The organism is Luteimonas aestuarii (assembly GCF_004357985.1).
Lineage (GTDB): Bacteria > Pseudomonadota > Gammaproteobacteria > Xanthomonadales > Xanthomonadaceae > Luteimonas > Luteimonas aestuarii.
This window is the reverse complement of record NZ_SMTF01000001.1, coordinates 375,130-399,785: the sequence shown is the minus strand read 5'-3', so window position 1 is coordinate 399,785 and position 24,656 is coordinate 375,130. Positions and strand designations below refer to the sequence as shown.

At 65.5% G+C, this 24,656-nt stretch carries 19 protein-coding genes; 16 read left to right on the top strand and 3 right to left on the bottom strand.

Annotated features, from left to right (window positions below):
• The first annotated feature begins 129 nt into the window (after window positions 1-129).
• From E2F46_RS01925 to E2F46_RS01895, 7 genes are all read left to right on the top strand, one after another.
• The gene (locus E2F46_RS01925; protein ID WP_133320471.1) at window positions 130-726 is read left to right on the top strand and encodes a DUF3011 domain-containing protein; all 597 of its coding nucleotides are present in this window, start codon (window positions 130-132) and stop codon (window positions 724-726) included.
• 59 nt (window positions 727-785) lie between these two features.
• The gene (locus E2F46_RS01920; protein WP_133320470.1) at window positions 786-1,307 is read left to right on the top strand and encodes a hypothetical protein; all 522 of its coding nucleotides are present in this window, start codon (window positions 786-788) and stop codon (window positions 1,305-1,307) included.
• Window positions 1,308-1,475: 168 nt separating this feature from the next.
• Complete coding sequence (locus E2F46_RS01915; RefSeq protein WP_133320469.1) at window positions 1,476-1,850, top strand: hypothetical protein; 375 nt, start codon at window positions 1,476-1,478, stop codon at window positions 1,848-1,850.
• Between the two features lie 146 nt (window positions 1,851-1,996).
• Entirely contained in the window at window positions 1,997-2,554 is a 558-nt protein-coding gene (locus tag E2F46_RS01910) for a hypothetical protein (RefSeq protein ID WP_133320468.1), read from the top strand.
• Window positions 2,541-3,296, top strand: a complete 756-nt coding sequence (locus E2F46_RS01905) for a transporter substrate-binding domain-containing protein (RefSeq protein ID WP_165967320.1) — start codon at window positions 2,541-2,543, stop codon at window positions 3,294-3,296. Before E2F46_RS01910 ends, E2F46_RS01905 begins: the two co-directional genes overlap by 14 nt.
• A gap of 99 nt (window positions 3,297-3,395) precedes the next feature.
• On the top strand, window positions 3,396-3,692 hold the full coding sequence (locus E2F46_RS01900) for a type 2 periplasmic-binding domain-containing protein (protein WP_243720266.1): 297 nt from the start codon (window positions 3,396-3,398) through the stop codon (window positions 3,690-3,692).
• 85 nt (window positions 3,693-3,777) lie between these two features.
• Complete coding sequence (locus E2F46_RS01895) at window positions 3,778-6,606, top strand: serine/threonine-protein kinase (protein ID WP_133320465.1); 2,829 nt, start codon at window positions 3,778-3,780, stop codon at window positions 6,604-6,606.
• Window positions 6,607-6,706: 100 nt separating this feature from the next.
• Here the strand turns inward: E2F46_RS01895 and E2F46_RS01890 are convergent, their stop codons facing one another.
• Window positions 6,707-7,084 carry a hypothetical protein gene (locus E2F46_RS01890; protein ID WP_133320464.1) on the bottom strand — a complete coding sequence of 126 codons (378 nt, stop codon included), beginning with the start codon at window positions 7,082-7,084 and terminating at the stop codon, window positions 6,707-6,709.
• Window positions 7,085-7,782: 698 nt separating this feature from the next.
• Window positions 7,783-8,199 carry a hypothetical protein gene (locus E2F46_RS01885; RefSeq protein ID WP_133320463.1) on the bottom strand — a complete coding sequence of 139 codons (417 nt, stop codon included), beginning with the start codon at window positions 8,197-8,199 and terminating at the stop codon, window positions 7,783-7,785.
• A 505-nt stretch (window positions 8,200-8,704) separates the two neighbouring features.
• On the opposite strand from E2F46_RS01885, the gene E2F46_RS01880 reads away from it, so the two are divergent.
• From E2F46_RS01880 to E2F46_RS01785, 8 genes are all read left to right on the top strand, one after another.
• A complete protein-coding gene (locus E2F46_RS01880; RefSeq protein WP_133320462.1) occupies window positions 8,705-9,052 on the top strand; it encodes a hypothetical protein in 348 nt (115 codons plus the stop codon).
• Window positions 9,049-9,330, top strand: a complete 282-nt coding sequence (locus tag E2F46_RS01875; protein WP_133320461.1) for a hypothetical protein — start codon at window positions 9,049-9,051, stop codon at window positions 9,328-9,330. The genes E2F46_RS01880 and E2F46_RS01875 overlap by 4 nt, the downstream gene beginning before the upstream one ends.
• Before the next feature lie 80 nt (window positions 9,331-9,410).
• Complete coding sequence (locus E2F46_RS01870) at window positions 9,411-10,241, top strand: response regulator transcription factor (protein WP_243720265.1); 831 nt, start codon at window positions 9,411-9,413, stop codon at window positions 10,239-10,241.
• Window positions 10,242-10,643: 402 nt separating this feature from the next.
• Window positions 10,644-19,976, top strand: a complete 9,333-nt coding sequence (locus E2F46_RS17385) for an ESPR-type extended signal peptide-containing protein (RefSeq protein ID WP_165967319.1) — start codon at window positions 10,644-10,646, stop codon at window positions 19,974-19,976.
• Between the two features lie 71 nt (window positions 19,977-20,047).
• Window positions 20,048-20,242, top strand: a complete 195-nt coding sequence (locus tag E2F46_RS01800) for a hypothetical protein (RefSeq protein ID WP_133320460.1) — start codon at window positions 20,048-20,050, stop codon at window positions 20,240-20,242.
• Window positions 20,239-20,469, top strand: coding sequence for a hypothetical protein (locus tag E2F46_RS01795; protein WP_133320459.1), 231 nt, complete (start codon window positions 20,239-20,241; stop codon window positions 20,467-20,469). Before E2F46_RS01800 ends, E2F46_RS01795 begins: the two co-directional genes overlap by 4 nt.
• Window positions 20,470-20,523: 54 nt before the next feature.
• The gene (locus tag E2F46_RS01790; RefSeq protein WP_133320458.1) at window positions 20,524-21,354 is read left to right on the top strand and encodes an OmpA family protein; all 831 of its coding nucleotides are present in this window, start codon (window positions 20,524-20,526) and stop codon (window positions 21,352-21,354) included.
• A 325-nt stretch (window positions 21,355-21,679) separates the two neighbouring features.
• Window positions 21,680-22,090, top strand: a complete 411-nt coding sequence (locus E2F46_RS01785; protein ID WP_133320457.1) for a DUF5339 family protein — start codon at window positions 21,680-21,682, stop codon at window positions 22,088-22,090.
• A 507-nt stretch (window positions 22,091-22,597) separates the two neighbouring features.
• Here the strand turns inward: E2F46_RS01785 and E2F46_RS01780 are convergent.
• Window positions 22,598-22,954, bottom strand: a complete 357-nt coding sequence (locus E2F46_RS01780; RefSeq protein WP_133320456.1) for a hypothetical protein — start codon at window positions 22,952-22,954, stop codon at window positions 22,598-22,600.
• Between the two features lie 3 nt (window positions 22,955-22,957).
• On the opposite strand from E2F46_RS01780, the gene E2F46_RS01775 reads away from it, so the two are divergent.
• Window positions 22,958-24,562, top strand: coding sequence for a hypothetical protein (locus tag E2F46_RS01775; RefSeq protein WP_133320455.1), 1,605 nt, complete (start codon window positions 22,958-22,960; stop codon window positions 24,560-24,562).
• Window positions 24,563-24,656 lie beyond the last annotated feature (94 nt).

The window sequence follows — 24,656 nt, the reverse complement described above, 5'->3', positions numbered from 1 at the left end:
GCATGGATTCCTTGTATCTGTCCGTCGGCTCTCTGCTTCATGACCGGATTGGCCCGTAAATCACGAAACCAAGGCAAGAACCCACCTGCTTCCCGCATGCCGCGGGGGCACACCACGGAGGTGACAGTGATGTACAGGAACTTGAGCATTCTGGCGGTACTGGCCGGTGGCGGATTGCTTGCCGGCAATGCGACAGCCGCGGATACCACCGTCGAGTGCGTATCGCACAACTACGCCTACAACGAGTGCTACGCACCGTTGAGCGCACCGCAACTGGTCTATCAAAGCTCGCATAGCGCCTGCATCGTCAATCGAACCTGGGGTTTCAACCCCGCGACGCGACGCATCTGGGTCAGCGAAGGCTGTTCGGGAGTGTTCGCCGATCCCGGTGGCTACCACCACGGCCAGGCGGGTTCCCATGACGAGGGGGCCCGGCATTACGATGAGCGCGGCCACGATGCGGGCGCGGCGGTTGCCGGGCTGATCCTGGGCGCATTGATCGAGGGCGCGGCCAGCGACAAGAAACATACGACCTCCAACAACTATACCCATACCGGGCGTACGGGGTCGGGTTACACAGGCTGCCACGGCACGGGCTGTCTGGTGGACAATCCGGATGCCAGGTCCTATGACGCTCCGCCCGAGCCGGGTCAGGGCAGGTTCTCCGACGACTCCCCGCCTGAGCCCGGGCAGACCGAGTTTTCCAGCAATTCCGACAACAACTGAGCATTCGGAGCGCGACGATGGACAAAAAGTCGATCTTCCAGGGCTGGCGCGGACTGCTGGTGGCGGCGATGTTGCTGGCGGTAACCGCGTGCGCTGACCCGGCGGGCGAGGAACCGCAGGCCGCGCCGGAATCCCTCGCCGGAAACGATGCGATCGCCGGCCCGCAGGCAGACGAAGGGACGGCAGCGGCCAACGACGCCGCCGACGTGGACCAGGCGATCGACACGGTGCTGGGCGGCGACCACAACGTCTATCGCGATGTGATCGAACGCGTGCAGAAGGCGGTGGTGGCCGGCGACAAGGAGGCTGTCGCCGCCTTGGTGAGCTATCCGATCGAGGTCAGGATCAGCGGCAAGCCGCGCAAGATCGCGAGCGAACCGGAATTCGTGGCGGCGTGGGACGGCATCGTGACGCCAGATGTCGCGCAGGCCGTCGCCACGCAGGAGTACAGCGCGATGTTCGTGAACTCGCAGGGCGTGATGTTCGGCGATGGGCAGGTCTGGATCAGCGGCGTCTGCCGGGACGAGGCCTGCACGAACAGCGACGTCCTCATCACTGCGATCCAGCCGGCCCCTCTCTGACTGGGCGGACCTCGTCGTACAGTCGAACGATCATCCTTCACCCATCGGGAGCGCACTTTTATGTCGACCAGATCGATGATCGCTGCGTTTTTGTTGACGCTGCTGGTTGCATGCAGTGGCGATGATCCGGCACGACCGGGAGGGGCAGGCGTCGCCACGGATCCGCCGATGGATCCGCCATCGGCCACGCCAACCACCACAGGCGGTACCGCGCCTTGTCACGGCGCGGACACCGGACTTGGCGACGCCCGTCGCGACGAATACCTGGCGCTGGTGTCGGGCGCGCTGGAAGGGGTGGAAAGTTCGTCTGTCGGGATCGTCAGGTTCATGGCGATCGGTGCGTGGAGCGTGGTCCTCGCGACCACGCCGGTCGCCGACCCGGGCTGGTTCGTGTTCGAGTCCACCGATGGTCGGAACCAGTTCAAGGATGTCTGGGCCGGCATGGCGGTTGAAGACGACCGTCCGGGCCTTGTCCAGTGGGCAACGGCGCTGGGAGCGCCGAAGGATTTCTCGACGTGCTTCGCCGAGACCATCCTCAACTGACGGTGGAATGAGGCGCGGGGAATCGGCCTCCGCCGCTTGCCGGAGAACGCACGGCCCGCGCGTTCCCGAGACAGCGGGGCCGGCGTCTGTCCGGTGTCGCGCACGTGATGCGGGTTCGCTGGCGAACGGTGTCTTCGACACTCTGCTTGATCCCGTTGACCACACAGGAGCAATGGGAAATGTCCGCAATCAAACCGATCGTGATGGTCGTTCTTTCCAGCATGCTGGTGGTCGCCTGTGGCGACAGGGCGAAGCCCGCAGGGGGTGTCGGGGCGGCCACGGAGGCCCCGGACCCCTTCGCATTTGCCGTCGAGGTAACGCTGTCCGGCGTGGCGCGGCAGCAACTCGACGCGTCCGCAGAAACAGTGGTCGTGGCGGCCAGCTATTTTGGCGGTGCCCGTGAGGGCGTGGCCGCCAGCGAGCTCAATGACGTCGGCCTGATCGACCTCGGTCGGGTGGAAGTCGAGCATGCAGGCGAAGGAAGCGTGCTGGTCGATGGTGGAGCGGTGCGCAGGTACCGGCTGGGCCTGGTCGAAGGCGAGCCGCAGGTGAACGTCAACGTCTATTCGGGGCGTCGTACATCGCCGGACAACATCCTGGCCTGCGACATGTTCCAGGATGGGGTCCGGGTTGCCGTTGCCGCGCCGGTTCGGATCGCGTGCCGGCTGCTTTCCGAGGCGGATGCAGACGATGCGACGTTGTGACGACCGTGCCGGCGATGGCGTACAGGTCGCACGAGTGCTCCGCCATCTGGCGTCGCTGATCCTGGTGCTGGCATGGATGCCACAAGCCATCGCGCAGGACACAGGCAATTCCGGTGAGATGCCAGCCGACGACGTGCCGGAGACGATCCGTGTCGGCGTGTACGTCAGTCCGCCCTTGGTGATGAAGGATGCCGGGGGGCGCTATGCGGGAATGGCGATCGAGCTCTGGGCGTCCGCGGCCAGGGAACTTGGCTGGAACCACGAGTATGTGGAACAGCGCACGTTCGGGGATCTCATCGACGCCGTGGCCGAGGGCGACCTGGATGTCGCCGTGACCAACCTCACCGCGAGCCAGGAGCGCGCCGGGCCGATGGATTTCACCCACCCCTGGTACGACGCCGGCATGCGGGTACTGATCGGAGACGGACCCGGTAGCCGTGGCAAGCTGCTCTCGGCATTGCGCCAGAGCGGCCATTTGCACGCCTATGCCGGCCTGACGGCGTTGATGCTGCTGGCGACGTGGCTGCTGACCTTGTTCGACCGCAAGTACGATGACGAATTCCCCCGGACCTGGCGCGAGGGGCTCGCCGAAAACCTCTACCGCGTGGTCTCCGTGGCGACATCGGGGAAGGCGACCACGCGAAGAAGATGTTCGGCGCCACCGGGCGGCTGCTGGGGGCCATGTGGATACTGTGCGGCGTTGCGTGGATTGCCTACGTCACCTCGTCCGTCACTCGCGTGATGACCACGATGTCCTTGGCCCGGCAGATCAGCGGGGTCTCCGACCTTGCCGGAAGGGCGGTCGGGGGTGCTCGCCGGGAGTACGACGGAAGACTATGCTGTGGCGGAGGGGTTCGACACGCGCCGGTTCGATGGCATCGGGAGTGCGGTGGCGGCGCTGTGCCGGCAGGACGTCGCAGCGGTCATTGGCGATGCGTCCGTCCTGGAATACTTCGCATACGTCAACCAGGGTGCGGGAGCCAGCGTGGCTGGCAACAACTTCAGCCCGGAGAAGTACGCATTCGGACTGCGTCACGGATCAGGAATCTCCAGGCCGCTGACGGTACAGTTGCTGGGAATGCAGGAAGATGGTCGTGCGGAGATGGTGCGAGTGAAGTTCTTCGGCAGCGGCGATTGAGGCAATCGATGCGCATCGCCCGGGACATCTGCAGCGAGAGTCCTGTCGTTCGCGGTGAGTGGTCGGAGTTTGGGAGAAGCGCAACATGAGTTCCGTCGTTGCCCGGGCGTTGCTGTTGTTCGACCGCTATGTCGACATGAGGCCCGACGAACGTGCGTCCCACCTTGCCATCCTGAAGGACGAGGATCCGCAACTGCACGCGGCCCTGGAGGCCTTGCTCAGGGCTGACGGACACACCCGCCTGGACCGTGCGCCGGTCGAGGCGGTGGCGGCGCGGATGTGTCCGGACGCAGAAGCCTCTCCGGACCCCCAGATCGGCAACATCGTGGGCGCATGGAGGGTCGTGGGAGTGGTCGGCCGTGGCGGGATGGGCACCGTCTACAGGGTGGAGCGGGCAGACAACCAATACCAGCAGACCGCCGCCTTGAAGTACGTGCGTACGGAGGCGCTGACGCCGAGCCTGGTGGAAGCGTTCCTGGAAGAGCGCAACGTGCTGGCCAGCCTGCGGCATCCGGACATCGTGCCGTTGCTCGATGGCGGGGTGGACGAGAGTGACCGTCCATGGTTCGTCATGCAGTGCGTGGATGGCGAGCAGCTCGATCACTGGTGCGATCGGAGAGGTTGGACCATCGCCCAACGTGTTGAACTGGTCGCACGTGCTTGCGATGCCATCGACTACGCCCATGGCAGGGGAATCCTGCACCAGGACATCAAGCCGTCCAATCTCCTGGTGACGCCCGACGGCCATCCGCAACTGCTGGATTTCGGCCTGTCAAAGCGGATGGAGCCAGGCACGCATGGGGAGCGACGGCGACTTGCGATCACATCCGGCTATACCGCGCCTGAAGTGCTGAGGGGCGATCCGGTCGGGTTTGGCGTGGACATCTACGCGATCGGCGTGCTGTTGTACCAGTTGCTCTGCGGCCGGCATCCAGTTCCGCACACTGCCGTCGCGGCCGACCCCGGACGGCCCAGCGAACTGGCGATGCAAGCCACACCGGCGATGCTGGCCGTTCGCGGCGCTTCCGAGGCTCGCATCCTGGCACGCACGTTGAAGGGTGCGCTGGACAGCATCCTGCTGCGGTGTGTGAACGATGATCCGGCGGAACGGTACGACAGCGTCGAAGCGTTGCAGCAGGATCTGCGCAACTGGCTGTCCGGGTTTCCCGTCGCGGCGCACGGCAGCGGCCTCGGGTACCGGCTTGGCTGCTTCATCCGCAGGAATCGGGCGTCTTCGATAGCCGTCGGTTTGCTCGTCCTCGCGATCAGCGGATTTGCCGCGTACTGGACATGGCAGCAGGTGAAAGCCGGGAGGGACATGGTTGCATCCAGTCACGTCGACCGGGCGTTCGAATCGGCGATGGGAATGGCCACGCTTTCGGGGCTGGGCGATGCCCCGCTCGCGCCGGCGGCCATGCTGGAGAGGAACGAGGCGTACTTCAGGGGGCCGTCCCTCGCGGGCCACCCGGAAGTCCGCTCGCGCGGCCTGTCCGTGCTGGCGAGGAACTGGGCGGCCATCGGCGACTACGCAAGGGCAGAAGAGCTGATTCGCGAAGCGGGGAGCCTGGCGCAGGGGGACAAGCTGCTCACGGCATTCAATCTCGCCACCCTGGCGCAAGTCGAAAGCCAGCAGGCGAGGCATCGCCAGGCCGAAGCCACCGCGCGGCGAGGCTTGTCCTTGCTGAGGATGCGCCTGTCCGACCAGCATCGTCTCGCATCGATCCGGTTGCGCAACCAGCTTGCGGTGGCGCAGTCGGGGCAGGGCCGCTCACGGGAGGCATTCGACACGCTTACATCCGCAATCAGGGATGCCGAGCGACTTCCGCAGCTCATCGGCGACGCGGTCGTCGCGCAACTGCTGACCCAGCGCGGCACATGGTACCGGTGGCGTTTCCGGATGGCCGAGTCCGAAGCCGACCTGCAGCGCGCGATCGAACTGAGCCGGGATGCCGATCCCGTGATCGCCGATGATGCCCGCGAATCCCTGGTGCGCACGATCCGGCTGTCGCGACAAGCTGGGCGAGAGAAGAAATCCCTGCAACTGGCGGAGGAACTGCTGGAAAGCAGGCTGCGCACGCTCGGTGAAAAGCATCCGCAAACCGGCATGACATGGGCAGAGCTGACCTCCATCCGGTTACTCAACATGGACATTGCAGGCGCGCAGGATGCCGTCGATCGCGCCCGCGACATCATCGTCGCCACGCTGGGTGAAGCGCACCCGGCCTATGCACGGGTGCACGTGGCGCAAGCGTTCGTAAATACCTTGTCGGGACGGATCGACGAGGCGATCGCCGAGGTCGGGCGCGGCATCGACATCTATGGCAGCACGCTCGGACACTCGCACGAGTCCACCCTGGAGGCCAGGTTCCTCCTGGCCAGCCTGCACTGGTCCATGTTCAGCAGGTCGCAGGATGCAACCTGGCGCGACCAGGCGATTGCCATGATCCAGTCGGCGATCGACGATAGCGTCACTGCGCACGGGGACGTGGCGGCGATCCATCGCATGGCGCTCGCGACGCTACTGTCGAGTGGCGGGAAGCCCGACGAGGCGAAAGTGCACATGGCGACCGCCCGTGGCGACGCCATCCGTCAGTACGGCGCAGACAGCCAGGAGGCCCTTCATGTACGGGTCACGCAGATCACCATGGCAGTCGACGGTGACGGCGATGCGGACTGGATCGAGCGGGAGTTCCACTCCCTCATCGCCGATGTCGGCAAGGTCGATACGCTCTACGCCCGTTCGATCGCGCATACCGCCTGGCTCACGCATGCGGATTGGCGACGCAGGCAGGGACGTATGGACGACGCCAGGAATTCCCTGGCGCGTGCCCGTCAGGAGGCGTTGGATGCCGGACAGCAGGGATGGGTGGATGTTGCCGATCTGCGACTTGAAGAGTTGGATGCAGGTCGATAACACGCAGCGTGCGGGGTGCCGTCGTCAGGATCGACCGCCGCTCGTGTCAACGCGACGTCCCCCGCCTTCAGCAGCGGTCTGATCTGGAGCCCGGGTTCGCTCATGGTGTTGGATCCAGCCGTGTGAGTTCAAAACCACCCTGATGGAGAGCGGACCCCCAGAATCCCGTGCGGCTTACCATTTTTTCATCGTTTCCGAAATCGATCATCGCGCTTGGCGCAACGTGGCAAAAGAAGACAGAACCGCCTTCCACGCACTCGATATCGCCGACCACATTTATTCCACTGTAATCACGCGGGCGGAACCGTTTGAGTGTAATGGGATTCTGTTCGCCTGCTAATGAAAGCGTCCAGCGCGCCACGCCTCTCTCAAGCTCTGCTTCAGTCAGCGTTGCGGGGTCGGCGTCCGGCGCTTTGGCAATGATCAGCTCCATGCCCGATACGCCAGCCTTGGCGGCAGGCCCGCCTATCCAGGTCATGCGATAGCGTCCCGTCCAGGCATCTTCTTCGGGCGCGGCCATTGCCGAAAGACTGACGCAGCCCGCACACAGCAATGACCAACAGATTCTTCTAGCCAAATCTCTCTCCCGTCGGATCAGCCTAACGCCTGATGCAAGCCGCGTCGCGAAGCGGCATGGGCTTGTATGAAATGTCAGGGCCCTTTACAGCATGCACGGCGCCAATGCTTGGACCTGACCTTGATTGTTCAGCAGGTGCCCAGAAACCAGGAATATCTGATGGGTCTGCATGATCGACTTGAGCTCGCTGTTACAGAACATACGTTCCCATGCCGCAGTATTCCGCAAGTTTGCTTCGTATGCCGCCTTGTCATTGTCTGCGTTTGGCCTGGACAGGAGGTCTGGGTTGTCAGTGTGAAACCTGAGAATGAATGACGGGGGTTTGTAACCCGTCTCTCGGGCGTATTCAGGGCTGTACAGGTCCCGGCCACTTCTCGACACAAGGTCATCTGCAAACCTCTTGAGATCAGCCTCAGGGCGTGATGCTGTCTGCCCCGGCTCGGACGAGCAGGCAGCCAAGGCGATAGCCAGTAGAAGGACGAGGATGCGCATGGGTTTCCTTTGGCGGCCGAATAGTACTGAAATGGCTCTGGCACCCGATTCCAGGGCCCCATCGCCTGGCACTGCCAGGTGGCGCCTGCGTGCGCGCCAGCATTGCGTCAGGCGCTGCTGCGATTGAACAACTGCGTCCGCAAGGCATCGACAAACGCTGCGGCTTCCTGTCGGTGCCACGGCCATCCTTTCGCGGCATTCAGGTCACGGCCAGCGGTATTGACGATCACCCGTGGAGAACCCCACAGCAGGATCACCGCAAACGCGACGAAAAGCAGTCCAAGGATCTTCAATCCTCCATCGGCAGCCAGCAGCGTCATGCCGACGAGCAGGAAGAAGAGCCCGGCGATGATGCTGCGCGACACATCCAGGCGCACGGAGGTGACATGCTGGAGTGGAATGTCCTCGCGCGAACCACCGCTGAGCCAGCCCTTGTTGCGGTAGTACACGACACGCTTGTTGGTAACGGTGCCGAACGCATTCTCGACGAATGTCGACTCTGCCTGTTGAATGGAACCACTCATGAAACCTCCTGTCTGTTGAGTGTTGAGTCGCTGTTTTCGCTTCCATCCCTGCGTGTCATCAAGTCGCGTTGCGACGCGTCCGCCAGTTGAAGCGCGGTGGCGCTTCAGCCGCAGGTTACATCGTTCATCGCCTGGATGAGCGGCGGAAATTCTACAACGAGCGATTACGTGTGATGGACGCGGCGCGCATGCGGCGTGGCCCAGCTGCGAACCGTACACGCTGCGGAAGCGGCAATCCACGGATGCCCGCCAGGCAGTCGCCACCCGCGCGCTGGAGACACGCCGTGGTATCGCCATGACGCGACGGGAAAGTGCCATCCGTGAGCGGCATTCGCAGTTTTCGCGAGTCACAGGACATGGCGGAAACGGTTCCAGACACCCAGCTTCCTGGAGACCTCCAGTCGTTCTGGTTTCGCGTGACATCACGTGTCCTGCGGATTGCGGAATCCACGAAACCCAAGACACCAGCCACAGCGCCGGCTCAATCGGATATGGAAGGGGGGGCATGAAATCGACGATCACCGCCGTGTTTGCGGCGCTGCTGGTCTGTACCACGCCGGTCGTTGCAAAAGGGGCCGACACTGGCGCAGTGCCATCTGAAGTCGGCCACGATGCCGACTTCATGACCTGGCTGACAGCCCTGACCGACCAGGACGAACGATACCGAAGAATTGCGCTGGATACCGACGCACAGGTCGCGGGGTTGACGGTCATCCTCCACAGACTCTTCCGCGGACAGACCGCCGATGCCCGGTTCATGGGCTGGATGGGTGTGGCGTATCCGGGGTACGCACACGAGCAGGTCGCCATCCTCCGCATCCTGCATGCGCACCGGAAGGGATTGGGCAGATGAGCGACCCAATGCGTCGGCGTTCCGTCCGCGCGCACAAGGCCGCGCTCCTCGCTGGCGGCATCGTTGCATGTCTGCTGGTAATCGTGGGCGGGTCCTGCGGCAAGGCGGATCTCGGCGTCGTGGAAATGGTGGTGGCCGGTTTCGGCGACAGGCGTGCCTCTGCGGACACATTGTTGTCCTGCGGCGGCACCACGGAAAGCGTGGGCGCGTGCACGGGCGACGTTCCGGGGGCGGCAACTGCGACCAATGCTGAGCGTGCACGCGCTTCTGAGCCGTGATGCGCCTTTTGACGAGGGGATGCCGTGCGCATCCGGTGTGTTGATCAACGACGTAATTCGCGGAGGAAGCGTGAGCAATGATGAATGTGGATGAATTAAAGGGAGTGTCTTGGTCCAAGGACGATTCGGCCGTAATTTCCGATGCGCTTTGCAAAACCGGAGGGGTCTGCATGCAGCCCGCATTGCAGGTGGCAGTGACGGAGGACGACGTGGTTCTCCGCGAACAATTGTTGTTGCCGGGCCTGACAGGCTACGGCTTCGGAGTCGAGGGGTTCGGCAGTACGACGGCGCTGTACCGGCGCATGCTGGAGCGGCGTTTCGACATCATCGTGATGGACATGCACCTGCCCGGCGAGGATGGCCTGGCTGCCGTCGCGCACCTGCGCAACATCATGCCGGGGTTGGGCATCGTGATGCTGACGGCCGAGTCCAGGCGCGAGCGCCAGTTGCGCGCCATGCGCGATGGCGTCGATGTCTTTCTGCCAAAACCTACCGACATGGACGTGCTGGCGGCCACCCTGCACAGCCTGGGGCGGCGCTTGCAGATGGGAGCCCTTTCGGGCGTGTGGCGGCAACCTGACGTGTCACCGGGCAAGGCTGCCCCGACCCAGCCCCGGCCCGGCTGGCGACTCAGTTCAGATGGTTGGTGCCTGTTGTCGCCGGACGGCAGTGTCATCGCATTGACCGTTCCGGAGCGGCAGTTGCTGCGCGTGCTCGATGCCACGCGTGGCCGCCCCGTGCCCCGTGACGTGCTGATCGCCGAACTGTCCACCGGCGATGTCGAGTACGACCCGCATCGCCTGGAAACCCTGGTATCCCGCATCCGCCGCAAGGCGGTGACCGTGCCCGCGGGCAATCCGCCGCTGCCCCTGCTGGCCGTGCGTGGCGTCGGCTATGTCCTGGCGGAATGACGGTGGCCGGGGCCCCTGCGACCCATCGCGTTTGGCAAGCAAGCGCGGTGCCCATGAAAAGACCGCAATCGACATTGAACATCTGTTGCGCGCGCAACAAAAAATCTATGCGCAGAACGGAGAGGTACGGAGAGCATTCATGAAGAACGCGAAGTGTCGGACGGAATAGCGAAGTAAACGGAAAGTTGCATGCGTGATCCGGCGCGTCAGTTCGTGCAGCCTGTCACGGAATGCGGAGGGGAGAGGTATCGCAAGGGGAATGGCGTTGAGGTCAACGCGCAAGCCGGGTGCAACCCGGCACCCGATTGTGGCTTGTCCCGGGCGGGAAATCTTGACGGATACGGAGTGCTGTCGGCGTCGCCGCGGCGTGTTCCGTGCCCATTGAAAACTGGAGATCGGTACGTGAACAAAATTTACAGCAAGGTGTGGAACAAGTCGCTCGGCCAGCTGGTCGTGGCATCCGAGTTGGCCAGCAACGATGGCACCGGCACCACCATGGGCGCGGGCATTGCCGCGCGGCCCATGACCCGCCTGTCGTGGATGATCGCCCTGGCGCTTGCGCTGGCGGGCGGCCTTGCCAGCCCGGCCTTTGCCGAAGTGGGCACGGGCGGCGGCACGGGCTCGGGCACCGCCATTTCCAACATCACCGCCACTTGCGGTTCCGGTGCATGGGGCGCCATCCCCCAGGCCAACGCCACCAACATCTACGCCGTGGCCATCGGCTGCGGCGCCTTCGCCCAGATCGACAGCTTCAGCTTCGGCCGCAATGCCGGCAGGGGCCAGGCGGCAACCGCCATCAACACCATCAACATCGGTGCCAATTCCGGCGTTGGCCTGTCCGGCTTCAACAACATTTCCATTGGTGAGTACACCAACTCCGGCATTACCGGCAGCCTCAACGTGGCCATCGGCCAGTACGCCACCGTGCGCGGCGGCTTCGACAACGGGGTGGCGCTGGGGCAGCGCGCGTACGCGGGCGGCGGCAGCGCCATTGCCATCGGCAACAGCTCCGATGCCAACGGCACCGGTACCATCGCCATGGGCTTCCGCGCGGGCGCCGGTTCCAACGCCTCGCTCACCGGGAACCAGGGCACCGGCGCGGTCACCGTGGCCACCCCGGCCGATGGCACCGGCGGCGATTGGAACACCATCGTCGGCGCCGAGGCCGGCCAGCGCATGTCCGGTGGGCAGAATGTCGCCATGGGCCGCCGCGCCGGCAACGGCCTCAATGGCACCGGCAACGTGGCCATCGGCAACAACGCCAATTCCGTCGGCTTCTACACCGACGATGCCGGCACCACCTGGAGCGGCGGCGCGCAGGTCAACGCCAGCAACACCACCGCCCTCGGCAACAACACCCGGGCCAGCGCCGCCAATGCGACGGCCATCGGTGGCGCTGCGACTGCCGCCGACGCCGCGAACGCGACGGGCGCGGGCAGCACGGCATTGGGCTATGGCAGCGCGGCCACCGCTGCCGATGCCATCGCCATCGGCGATGCCACGGCCGGTGGTTTCCGTAGCGTCGCGGTGGGGTTCAATGCGGAGGCGACTTCGGTCAATGGCACTGCGATCGGCAATTCCGCCCGGGCGTTGGCCACTGACAGCACTGCCGTCGGGACATGGAGCAATGCCACGGCACGGCAGGCCAGTGCGGTGGGCTATACCAACAATGCCACCGGCATTGGCAGTTCCGCGATCGGCAATCTGAACAGGGCTTCGGGCAGCGCCAGCAGTGCGGTCGGTGCCGAGAACACCGCGTCGGCCATGTTCAGCAACGCAGTCGGCAGCCGCAACATCGCGTCTGGCGTTTCGAGCTTTGCGGCTGGAGACCGGAGCCAGGCGATGGGCGACTACACCATCGCCATCGGCAGCGACGCGATTGCCACGACGAACGACGCCATCGCCATCGGCCATGGCGCCCAGGCCAACGGCCTGCAGTCCATCAGCATCGGTACCGGCAACATCGTCAACGGCGACAACTCCGGCGCCATCGGCGACCCGACCATCATCGACGGCGCCAACAGCTACAGCGTGGGCAACAACAACGTCGTCGCCACCGACAACACCTTCGTGTTGGGCAACAACGTCACCCAGACCGCGCAGGACGCGGTGGTGCTGGGCGAAGCCGCAGGCGTGACCGTCGAAGGCGGCGTCGCCCTGGGCGCAGGCAGCCTGTCCGACACCGCCGCCGGCGTGGCCGGCTACGTGCCCACCGGTGCCGGCGCGGCCGATGCCGCCGCCATCGCCGCCACCGTCGCCACGCGCGGCGCCGTGGACGTGGGCAGCCGCCAGATCACCGGCGTTGCGGCAGGTACCGACGACAATGACGCCGTCAACGTCGCGCAGCTCACCGCGCTGGCCAACACCGTGGACCAGAACGCCATCCACTACTTCAGCGTCAACGACGGTGGCGTGGCCGGCGGCAACTACAACAACGATGGTGCCACCGGCTACTACGCGCTGGCGGCAGGTGTCGATAGCGTGGCAACTCAGGCCTTCAGCACGGCGGTCGGCTACAACAACACCGCGTCGGGCCAGGCGTCCACCGCGATGGGGGCGGAGAACACGGCCTCGGCGGCCCAGAGCGCCGCCATCGGCCGCGGCAACATCGCGACGGGTACGGTCTCAACCGCAGTCGGTTCGCTCAATCAGGCATCCAGCGTTTCGGCGACGGCAGTGGGCCGGTCGAACATCGCTTCCGCGGGCAACGCCACTGCGGTAGGTGCGCTGAACCAAGCAACGGCCATCAACGCCGTTGCTATTGGCGCAGGCAACCAGGCGACGGGTTTAGGCGCGACTGCGCTGGGCAACAACACTCTCGCCACCGCCGATGGTGCCATCGCCCTGGGCGGCGAAATGGGCATGGGGACCACCGTGGCGTCGGGCATCGCGTCCATCGCCTTGGGCGCGGGCTCAGACGCGACAGCCGCCTACACCATCGCCATCGGCACGAACTCGCAGGCCAGTGCGGACGACGCCATCGCGCTGGGCACCGACGCGCAGTCCAGCCACGCGGGCAGCGTCGCTTTGGGCGCGGGCAGCCTCGCCGACGGCAGCACGCTGGCGGACACTGCCTACTCGCCGACCGGCGACGAGAACGACGTGGCCGGCATCGCCCCGGCGGGCGAGGTGTCGGTGGGCAGCGCCGGCAACGAGCGTCGCATCACCAACGTCGCCGCAGGCGCCAACGACACCGACGCCGTCAACGTCTCGCAGCTGCGCGCATTGGCCGACACGGTGGAAGCCAACGAAATCCACTACTTCAGCGTCAACGACAACGGCGTGGCCGGCGGCAACTACGACAACGATGGCGCGACCGGCATCAATGCCATCGCCATCGGCGTCAATGCGGTCAGCACGGCGGGCAGCGCCATCGCACTGGGTGCCGACAGCATGGCCTTTGGCACCGGCGCGGTCTCGGTCGGCCAAGGGGCTGGCGCATTCGCCGATGCCACCACGGCAGTCGGCCAGTCGGCCCTGGCCTTCGGCCTGGGCGACACCGCCATCGGCAACATGGCCTACGTGGAAACCACCAACGGCGCCGGTACGGGCGTGGGTACGCTGAGCCAGGTGCTGGCCGACGGCGGCACCGCACTGGGCGCGGAAGCTTCCGTGGGCTACAACGGGCAGGGCGCCACCGCCGTGGGTCGTTCGGCCAGCGCGGACGGCGAGGCCGCCGTGGCCGTGGGTGCCATGAGCACCGCCAATGGCGCGGGCGCAACCGCGGTGGGCGGACGCTACGACATCGGCAACTATCTGGGCGCGGGCTCGTTCTACATCGAGACCACGGCATCGGGCGAAGGCGCCACGGCGCTGGGCGCGGCCTCCCAGGCGTTGGGCGAAATGTCCACCGCCGTGGGTACCTGGGCCGAGAGCAATGGACTGGAAGACAGCGCACTGGGCTTCGCGAGCTGGGCGCGCGGCGAATCCAGCACCGCGCTGGGTGCATGGTCGGACGCCAGTGCCTTCGGCAGCGTTGCCCTGGGTGCGTATTCGGTGGCCGACACCGCTGCCGGCGTGGCCGGCTACGACCCGGTGACCGGCGCCCCCAGCCTCGACGGCTCGCCCACCTGGACCAGCACCGCAGGCGCGGTCAGCGTGGGCGATCCGGCCTTCGGCCTCACCCGCCAGATCACCGGCGTGGCGGCGGGCACCCAGGACACCGACGCGGTCAACGTGGCGCAGCTGCGCGCGCTGGCCGATGTGGTGGACGGTAACGAAGTCCATTATTTCAGCGTCAACGATGGCGGGATCGCCGGCGGCAACTACAACAACGACGGTGCCACCGGCCTGAACGCGCTGGCGGCTGGCGTGGACGCGTTCGCAGAGGGTGAAGGCGGCACGGCCGTCGGCGCCCAGGCCTACGCTTCAGACGACTTCGGCACGGCCATCGGCCAGGCCAGCACCGCCATGGGCGTGGGCGCTTCGGCGCTGGGCAGTGGCGCGGTGGCGATGGGTGAGCTGGCGACCGCCGTGGGCTACAACGCCACGGCCACCGCCGACTCCGCCGTCGCGCTGGGCGGCCTGCTGGATACGCAGACCACCGAGGCGGCGGGCATCGCGTCCACCGCGCTGGGTGCGGGCTCGCAGGCAGTACAGAACTACGCGACGGCCGTCGGTGCGGGCGCCGTGGCCAACGGCCTGTCCAGCATCGCCATGGGCGACAACGCCTTTGCGCGCAACAACAACAGTGTTGCCATCGGCACCGACAGCATCGCCAACGGCGTCAATGGTGTTTCCATCGGTGCCGAAGCGCTGGCCGACGGCTTCAATGCCATCGCCATCGGTTTGAACACCGCCGCCATCGGCTGGGATTCGGTGGCAATGGGCGCGTTCGCGACGGCGGATTATTTCGGCACCTCGATCGGCGGCTTCACCACCACCGGCTACGGCGGCACGGCCGTCGGCAACGGTGCCTCCTCGGCCGATGCCAGCGTGGCGGTGGGCTGGGGTGCCATGGCGGGCACCTATGACGCCGGTCTTGGCTACTGGGTGACCGGTGGCGCCGTCGCCGTGGGCGGCGGGGCAAGCGCCAGTGGTCAGTACGGCACTGCCGTCGGCCAGAGCAGCCGCGCGGTGGGCACGTCTTCCGTGGCGCTGGGCGGCGTGTCGGAAGGCTCGTGGACATCCGCTACGGCAACCGGCGACAGCAGCACCGCGCTGGGCGCGGGCACGCTGGCCGGCCGCGATGCATTCAGCGTCACCAACGGCGACTACACCACCGCAGTGGGCACAGAAGCCTGGGCCACCGAGGATGGGGCGACCGTCGTCGGCTACAACAGTTACGCGCAGGCCGTCGGCGCCACGGTCATCGGGTCAAACAACTGGACCGAGAAGGAAGCGGAGAACAGCGTCGTCATCGGTACCGATTCGCTGGCCACGCAGGCCGGCGCCATCGCCATCGGCCATGGCACGCAGTCCACTGGCGAGGACGCCATCGCCATCGGCACCGGCGCATTGGCCACCGGCTCCATCGCCATGGGTGCGGGTTCCCGCGCGGGCGGCGGCGGCGCGGCCTTCGGCGACAACGCCGATGCAGGCGGCACGCCGCTCAGCGCGGCGACCGGCATCGTGATGGGTACGGCGCTGGGCAATGGCACCACGGTACTGGTCGACGAGGGTGTGGCTCTGGGCAGCGGCTCGGTCTCCAACACTGCGGCAGGCGTGGCAGGCTACGTGCCCGCCAGCGCAAGCGCAGCCAACGCAGCCGCCATTGCCGCCACCGTCGCCACGCGTGGCGCAGTGGACGTGGGCAGCCGCCAGATCACCGGCGTGGCCGCCGGCACCGATGACGACGATGCCGTCAACGTCTCGCAGCTGCGCGCACTGGCCGATACGGTGGAAGCCAACGAGATCCACTACTTCAGCGTCAACGACGGTGGCGTGACCGGCGGCAACTACAACAATGATGGCGCGACCGGCGTGAACGCCTTGGCAGCTGGCGTGGATGCGTCGGCGACAGGACAAGACAGCACGGCAGTGGGCTATGGGGCCAGCGCTGGCCACCATTTCGCGACAGCCATCGGCGCCAATGCCGCCGTGACCGGCCAATGGGGCACGGCGGTGGGTTACAACACCCTCGCCGGCCAGAACAGCGTGGCGATGGGCATGAGGGCCGAAGCCGTGGGCGCGACCACCGTCTCCGTTGGCTACCGCGCGGGCGAAAACAATACGGACGTTGCCAACGTATTCGTTGGCAACGTCGCGGGCTCTAACTCCGCTGGCGCGTGGAACGCCTACGTGGGCTCCGGGGCTGGCCATAACGCCCAGGGCAACCTCAACACCGGCTTTGGCTACATCGCCGGTTCTGGAGTCTCGGGTAGCGGCAACACCAGTATCGGTTCCTACGCGGGCAACTCGACCCAGGGCGATGCCAATACCGTCATCGGGATGTTCGCGGGCATGGGAATGGTGGGCGACAGCAACGTGGCCATCGGCTTCATGGCGGGCACTCTCGACCCCTACGCTCCCGGCATCACCGCCAGCAACACTATCGCCATCGGCACGAACTCGCAGGCCAGTGCGGACGACGCCATCGCGCTGGGCACCGACGCGCAGTCCAGCCACGCGGGCAGCGTGGCGCTGGGCGCTGGCAGCATCGCCGACGGCAGCACGCTGGCCGACGCCGCCTACTCGCCGACCGGCGACGTGAACGACGTGGCGGGCATCGCCCCGGTGGGCGAGGTGTCGGTGGGCAGCGCCGGCAACGAGCGCCGCATCACCAACGTCGCCGCAGGCGCCAACGACACCGACGCGGTCAACGTCTCGCAGCTGCGCGCATTGGCCGACACGGTGGAAGCCAACGAGATCCACTACTTCAGCGTCAACGACAACGGCGTGCAGGGCGGCAACTACGACAACGACGGTGCCACCGGCATCAATGCCGTGGCCATTGGCGTCAATGCACTGGCCTCGGGCAATGGCAGCTACGCGGCGGGCCTGGGCGCCAATGCGGTCGGCTTGAACACCATCGCCATCGGCAATGGTGCCTATGCCGCCAGTGCCAACAGCGTGGTGCTGGGCACCAATGCAGGCGTCGGCTCGGCAACCGCCAACACCCAGGTGGCCATTGGCAACCAGGCCGGCCAGAACGTCACCGGCAGCAACAACGTTGCCCTGGGGCAGATGTCCGGCCGGAACGTCGCGGGCAACAACAACAGCTCGCTGGGTTCGCGTTCGGGTACGGACGTGACCGGCTCGCGCAACGTCGTCAACGGCTGGGAATCGGGCAACAACGTTGCCGGCAACAACAACATCGCCATAGGCCCGCAGGCCGGCAACAACGTGTCCGGGTTCTTCAACCAGGCCAGCGGCTACTACGCCGGTACCGGCGTGCAGGGCAACGCCAACATCGCCAGCGGCCACACCGCCGGCGCCAATGTCAGCGGCACCGGCAACATCGCGCTCGGTGCCCAGGCGGGCACGCTGACCCAGGTGCTGGAAAGCCCCATCAACGCCCAGCCCATCGTCCTCAGCAGCGCCGTGCTGAACGTGAACAACACCGTCGCCTTCGGTACGCAGGCGGTGTCCACGCGCAACGACGGCGTCGCCATTGGCACCCAGGCGCGCAACGACGGCCTCGCCGGCATTGCGCTGGGCGCAGGGGCGCGGGTCACGGCCGACAACAGCGTCGCCCTGGGTGCAGGCAGCCTCGCCGACGGCAGCACGCTGGCCGACGCCGCCTACTCGCCGACCGGCGACGTGAACGACGTGGCCGGCATCGCCCCGGTGGGCGAAGTGTCGGTGGGCAGCGCCGGCAACGAGCGCCGCATCACCAACGTCGCCGCAGGCGCCAACGACACCGACGCCGTCAACGTCTCGCAGCTGCGTGCAGTGGAAGGCCTGGCCACCGCCGGCTGGAACGTGACCGACGCCGACGGCAACACGGCCAATATCGGCCCGGGCGGCGAGGTGCGGTTCGAGAGCGGCAACGGCAACATCGCGGTGACGCAGACCGGTGCGGACGACGAAGGCGTGTTGGAAATCACGCTCAGCAACGATCTCGATCTGACCGCGGCCGGTAGCGTGACCATCGGCGACACGCTGGTGAACAACGCCGGCGTGGCGGTGGGTGCGAACGTGATGCTGGGCAACACCGGCCTGACGGTGATCGGCGGCACCACCACCACGGTGGTGGACGGCGATGGCCTGACCACCGGTACGGTGGTGGTGAGCGGCGTGAGCAACGACGTGACCGGGTTGTCCAACCTGGACCTGGACGCGGCAGACTTCGCCACCGCGGGCCGTGCGGCGACCGAAGAGCAGTTGCAACTGGTGCGTGGCGAGATCGGCGAGGAAATCGAGGCCAACCGCACCCGCTACTACAGCGTCAACAGCACCGGCGGCGGCAACGAGGACAACGACGGCGCCACCGGCGAGGACGCGATTGCCGCAGGCAAGGATGCCGAGGCCGAGGGCGACGAGGCAGTCGCGATCGGTTACGGCACCACGGCGGCGGGTGACGGCAGCGTGGCCCTGGGTGCCGGTGCGCAGGCGCTGGAACTCAACAGCCTGGCCATCGGTGCTGGCGCGGTTGCCAACCACGCAAACAGCATCGCGCTGGGCGCCGGCTCGGCCACTACGGTGGGCGCGCAGGCCAGCTACGAAGGGGCCTACGTAGGCAACAGCAGCTCGACCGGCGAAATGAACATCGGCGGTCGCCAGATCACCGGCGTGGCCGCGGGTTCGGCCGCGACCGATGCGGTGAACGTCAGCCAGTTGCAGGGCGGCGTGGAGCACGCGATCACGGTGTCCAACGAGTACACAGACATCCAGATCGGCGAGGTCAACGTCCGGATCGATGAGTTGGACAACCGCGTGACCGTGATCGAAGGCGACATCATCGATATCCGCGGCGACATCACCGACATCCAGGGCGACATCGTCGATATCCGTGGCGACATCACCAACCTGGACAATCGCGTGACCACGGTGGAAGGCGACATCGCCAACCTGACGGTAACGGTGAACGAATTCGACAACCGCATCACCAATGTCGAGAACGGCGCCGACGGCATGTTCCAGGTCAGCCAGGAAGGCCCGATCGTCAAGCCGACGCCGACCGGGACGAACTCGTCCGCAGGCGGCAACGGCGCGGTGGCCAGCGGCAACAACGCGCTGGCGGTCGGCAACCAGAGCACGGCCAGTGGCAACAACAGCACTGCTGTCGGCACGGGCGCCACGGCGTCTGCCGCCAACAGCACCGCCATCGGTCACGGCGCTACGGCCAGCCATGCCAACAGCGTGGCGCTGGGCCAGGGCTCGGCCACCACGCGCGGCGCGCAGACCGGCTACAACGCCGCGTACGTGGGCAGCAGCAACTCCACGGGCGAGGTGAACGTGGGTGGCCGCACCATCACCGGCGTGGCGCCGGGCATCGCCGGCACCGACGCGGTCAACGTCAACCAGCTCACTGCCGGCGTCAACCACGCCATCAACATCGCCAACCAGTACACCGACAACCGCATCAACGAACTTCAGAGCGATGTCTGGACGATGGATCGTGGCTATCGCGGCGCCACGGCATCGGCGATGGCGATGGCGGGCCTGCCGCAGGCCTATCTGCCGGGCAAGAGCATGCTGGCGGTCGGCTTCGGCGGCTACCAGAACGAGTTCGGCATGGCCGTGGGTCTGTCGGGCATCACCGAGAACGGACGCTACGTCTACAAGGTGCAGGCCAGTGGCAACACGGTGCGCGACTGGGGCTTCTCGGTTGGCGCCGGTATCCAGTGGTAATGGCTACGGGATGGTCGGTGCAATGAATGCACCGACCGTCGCCGGATCGGACGAGAAGAAGGATTCCGATGATGATCGTCAAGACGATTCCCACAAGATCGGGTGAGGTGACGCTGGTCGTCAGCGACACCTCCGAGTGGCGGGCCGAAGCGATTGGCTGGTTCTGCGAGCAGACGGTGCAGAGAGCGATCAGGCGCCTGCAGCAACGCCGGACCCGGCTCGACGAAGAGGTGCCAATGCAGCAGGAACAAAGTGACGCCGCATGAGCCAGACACAGCCACGACCTGGGGATGACGATGCGCTCGCTGGCCTGGAAGCCGAAACCGGGGAGGTGGGGGTGTTTACCCGGATCTATTCCGGACAGAGCGGCGACATCGTGCTGACGGTACGGGCGCGCGATGCACAGGCAGCGAGTCTGTTGAGCCGGATATGCGGGGCGGGGGTTGAGGCAGCGGTTTTCAGGATGTATCGCGAGCGGCTGCTGCAGCACTGAAGCGTGCAGCAGCCGACTATCGCAATCGAACAGGATCATAGAGAGGGATTGGCAATGAGAGTATCGAAAATCGTCGCAACAGCGGTGCTTTGCACCACGACCGCGCTGTTGCTCGCTGCATGCGGCACGCGGCATGTCAGCCGCGACATCACGCCCGATGGCCGCGCTGGCGAAATCGTCTTCCCGGACGTCTCGCGCATCGTGCTGAAGGAAGGCACGTTCCCCAATGTGGACAGTCTGCGTACGGTGGGCTCCGGGGTGACCAAGGATCAGCTGTATTACCTGCTGGGACGTCCGCATTTCCGCGAGGCGCTGTACGGTGTGCGTGAGTGGGACTACCTGTTCCACTTCCGCACTCCAGAGGGCATCGTGACCTGCCAGTACAAGGTCATTTTCGACACCGCGCACCGCGGGCAGAGCTTCCACTGGGCCCCGGCATCGTGTGCGGACATGCTGGCCAAGCAGGCACCGGCCGCGGTCGCGGCGCCAGCCGCCGAGACGCGCATCGAACTGTCGGCCGACGCGCTGTTCGCCTTCGCCAAGTCCGGCCGGGGCGATATTCTCGACAACGGTCGCCAGCAGTTGGCTGCGATCGCCGACAGGTTGTTGACGGCTAGGGATGTGCAAGTGCGCGTTATCGGCCATACCGATCGCATCGGCAGTGATGCAGCGAACCAGGCGTTGTCGCAGCGCCGTGCAGAGACCGTGCGACAGTTCTTCATTGACCGCGGTATCTCCGCCAGCAGCATTACTGCCGAGGGCCGTGGTGAGTTCCAGCCGGTCACGACGGGCTGCAGCGATGCGCTGGCACGACAGGCGTTGGTCCAGTGCCTGCAGCCGGATCGGCGCGTGGAGTTGTTCGTGCGCGGCATCGAATCCGAATAGGTTTCCGCGGCGACCGCCAAGGGTTCGCATTCCGTCCGCATCGGTGACAGGGGGATGCGTGGCAGGAGTGCTTCATAGGAGCGGCAACGCAAGGATGCTCTTTTACCAGACAGCTCAATCCGGTTCCCCCCGGGTTGTCTGTGGCTGCTTCCAACTTCCCCAAATTGCAGGAAGCAGCCCTGTCACCCAGCAATTGGGTGGCTCCGCCGAGGGGCAAGCCCCCTTGCCCCTCGGCACTCTTCTTTCGATTTCGCGATCCGCTTGATTGAAAGTACCGCGCTCCTGCTTCGTCGCACCGGATGGCGGATCAGGGAGACCATGCGGCGTGCACGTCTCGGTCACGCCAAGTTCAATAAACGACAAACATAAGGAAAAGGAAATGAACAAGTGGATGTTGGTGCCGGCGTTGGTGGTTGCGCTGGCGGCATGCAAGAAGGACGACACCAGTGCCCCGGCAGACGCGAATGCATCCGCCGACAACGCAGTCGCCGACACGGCGGAGGTCGCAGCCGCGCCGGTGAACTCCGGATTGCCGCAGGCTTGCGAAGACTACCTCAGCCGCGCCAAGGCCTGCTTCGCCAAGGCTAACCCGCAGATGGCTGCTGCATTCCAGGACGGAATCGACCAGTCGAAGGCGCAGTGGGATGCGATGACCGATCGCGCCGGCCTGGAAGCGGCCTGCAAGATGGCCAATGACCAGTTCGCGCAGACTGCATCGGCACTTGCTTGCGAATGATCTGCCGAGCGCCATCCCCGCATGCGTAGGTGTGCGGGGGGGGCGCGAGGCATTGTCGGTCAAGTCGTTTCGACCGTTCCAGCCCAGACATGACGAATCGCGCGTAATCAGGGCCTGTCAGAAAAGCGGAAGATGGCATGCATAACCAGGACTACCAACATGGTGGACGGGCACTGCCAAAGAGCAATCAAGCCCGAGGGAGGCGTCGAGCGAGGGATGGTGTCCGCCATCCAGGAGGCATCTTCTGGGGAATGCTGATCGTTGCGATTTCAGGCGGCGTCATGGGTGGAGGGCTCGGCATGCTCGTGACGAGAAGTGCCGTAGCTGCGGCAATCGCTGCAATCGTATGCGCAAGCATTGCCGCCATCGGTTTTGCAGCGTTGACCTGCAACGGCAGTGCGGACAGGTGAGCGATCCGCAGATACGCAGTCTCATGAAGACTGGTCGGGTCGCGTCGGCAGTGGATACCCACCAGTTGCCGGCAACTTTCAGCCTTGGGAAATGCGGTCAAAGTCCTTGCTTGCCGAACTCGGCATTCAAGGCAATCACGAATCTGCCGATTTCCGGTGTGATGCAGGTATTGAATTGCGAAGGGTTGTTGCAGGTTTGGTCGATTCGAACGGATTTCTCGCGCAGACCGAAATCCGCCAGAACGTTCCTGGCGCGCGAAAAACACGCCGCACTCCTCGACCCGGTGGTCAGTGGCCCGTACTTCGCCATGCAGTACGTCATGGCCGCGGATATGGCGGCTGAATTGACGGCATACAGCGAGGGGCCGGGTTCAGGGTGCGCCGACTGGGCGAATGTCGGTACGGAAGGTGCCAACAACAGAACCAGGCAGAGGGAAGCCGATGAAATGTTCATGACATGGTGGTCGAGAAGCGGAGGGGAACGCGCACCTGCGCGTTACGCAGGATGATATCGCCAAATGATGCTGTCGATCTCACGAAGCGTATCGAGGACAGGGCTCGACGGGTGGCCGTTCAGAGCCGATACCAACTGCCAGCTTTGGCGCCGGAAGGATCGACAACCAGGAGTTGCCAGATGATCAAGCGTTCCATCTGTTCCACCCTGTTGTTCGCCCTGCCGTTGCTGCTGGCCGCTTGCCAGCCGACGCCCGGCGCCATGCAGGCCGGTTTGGCCACGTTGCGGCTGGATACGCCTGTCAGTGGTGAGGTCACAACCGCTGGCCGCATCAACTACAACGATGGCAGCCGAAGTGTCGCCTACGAAATTGAGCTTGGTGACGACCAGGCCATCAGCCTGGAGACGAAGGGCGCGTTGTGCGCACGGTTGCTGGTGATGTTCGATGGAGAAACCGTTGCCGGGCCGGTAGATGCGCCTTCGTGCGGGGATGCGAACAACGAATCCAGGCTGTCGCTGCTGGCGCCCGAGGCGGGCCGTTACACCGTGGCGGTCAGTGGAGTGGGTGGACGATCCTACGGCCCGTTCCGACTTGAGGCCAAGGCGCTGCAGGTGCGCACCGGCAACGAGCCACTTCAGCCGGACGTGGAGATTGTCGATTTCATGCAGGACGACAACAGGAAGCGCTACCAGGTCGAGATCAGCGAGCCGGGGTACTACGTCCTTGAAATGCGCTCATCTGATGTCGACTCGGCACTTGAGTTGCAGGGCAACGGCGTGTCGGTCAGCGACGACGATGGCGGCGACGGACTGGATTCGCGCATCCGCGTTTCGCTGCAGCCTGGGGTTTACACGTTGCATGCGAAGGCCGTCAACGACAAGGCTGGCATGTTCCGGCTCTCTGTATCCACGGGGGCTTTGCCGGACGGCGTGCAATTGCAGAACGAAGGTTCGTTGATGGCCGATGGCACGGTCGTGTACGGGACGTTGGTGGGATCGCCGCGGGAGTACACACTGGCGATCGCGCAGCCATCGCGCATTGAGCTGGATCTGCGCAGTGATGATTTCGATGCCGTGCTTGAACTGCGTGGCAACGGCATCTCGCGCGAGGACGACGACGGCGGCAGTGGCACCGACTCGCGGATCTCGACCGTGCTGCAGCCAGGCGAGTACCGTGTGGTTGCGCGCGGCCTGGGAGGTAACGCCACCGGCCTGTTCCAGCTCACTGCCACGCAGCGGCCCATGCCCGAGGGGGCAGCGTTGCGCACGGGTGGCACGCTGGTGCTGGACACGCCCGTCAGTGGCTTGCTGGAGGGCGAGGGCCACACTTACCAGTTGGAGGTTGCGCGGCGTGGTGAATTGGTCGTCGACCTGACCAGCGATGACTTCGACGCAATGCTGGAACTCCATCGTGACGGCGCGCTGGTCGCTTCGGACGATGACGGCGGGACGGGCACCAATTCGCGTCTCCAGGCCGATGTCGCGCCCGGCCGCTACATGATCAAGGCGCTGGCCTATCACGGTGCTCATGGCATTCGCGGCATGTACGAGCTGACAGCGCGCCTGGGCTCGGTTTCAAGCGCGGCGGGAGTCGTCGATCAACCGTAGTACGCCGAGCGGGACTCAGCACCCTCCCGCGTGTCGGGCGTGGTGGCGGGGTTTGGGGTGCCGCCGTGGCGATGTCCTGTCCCGACGAGGGAAC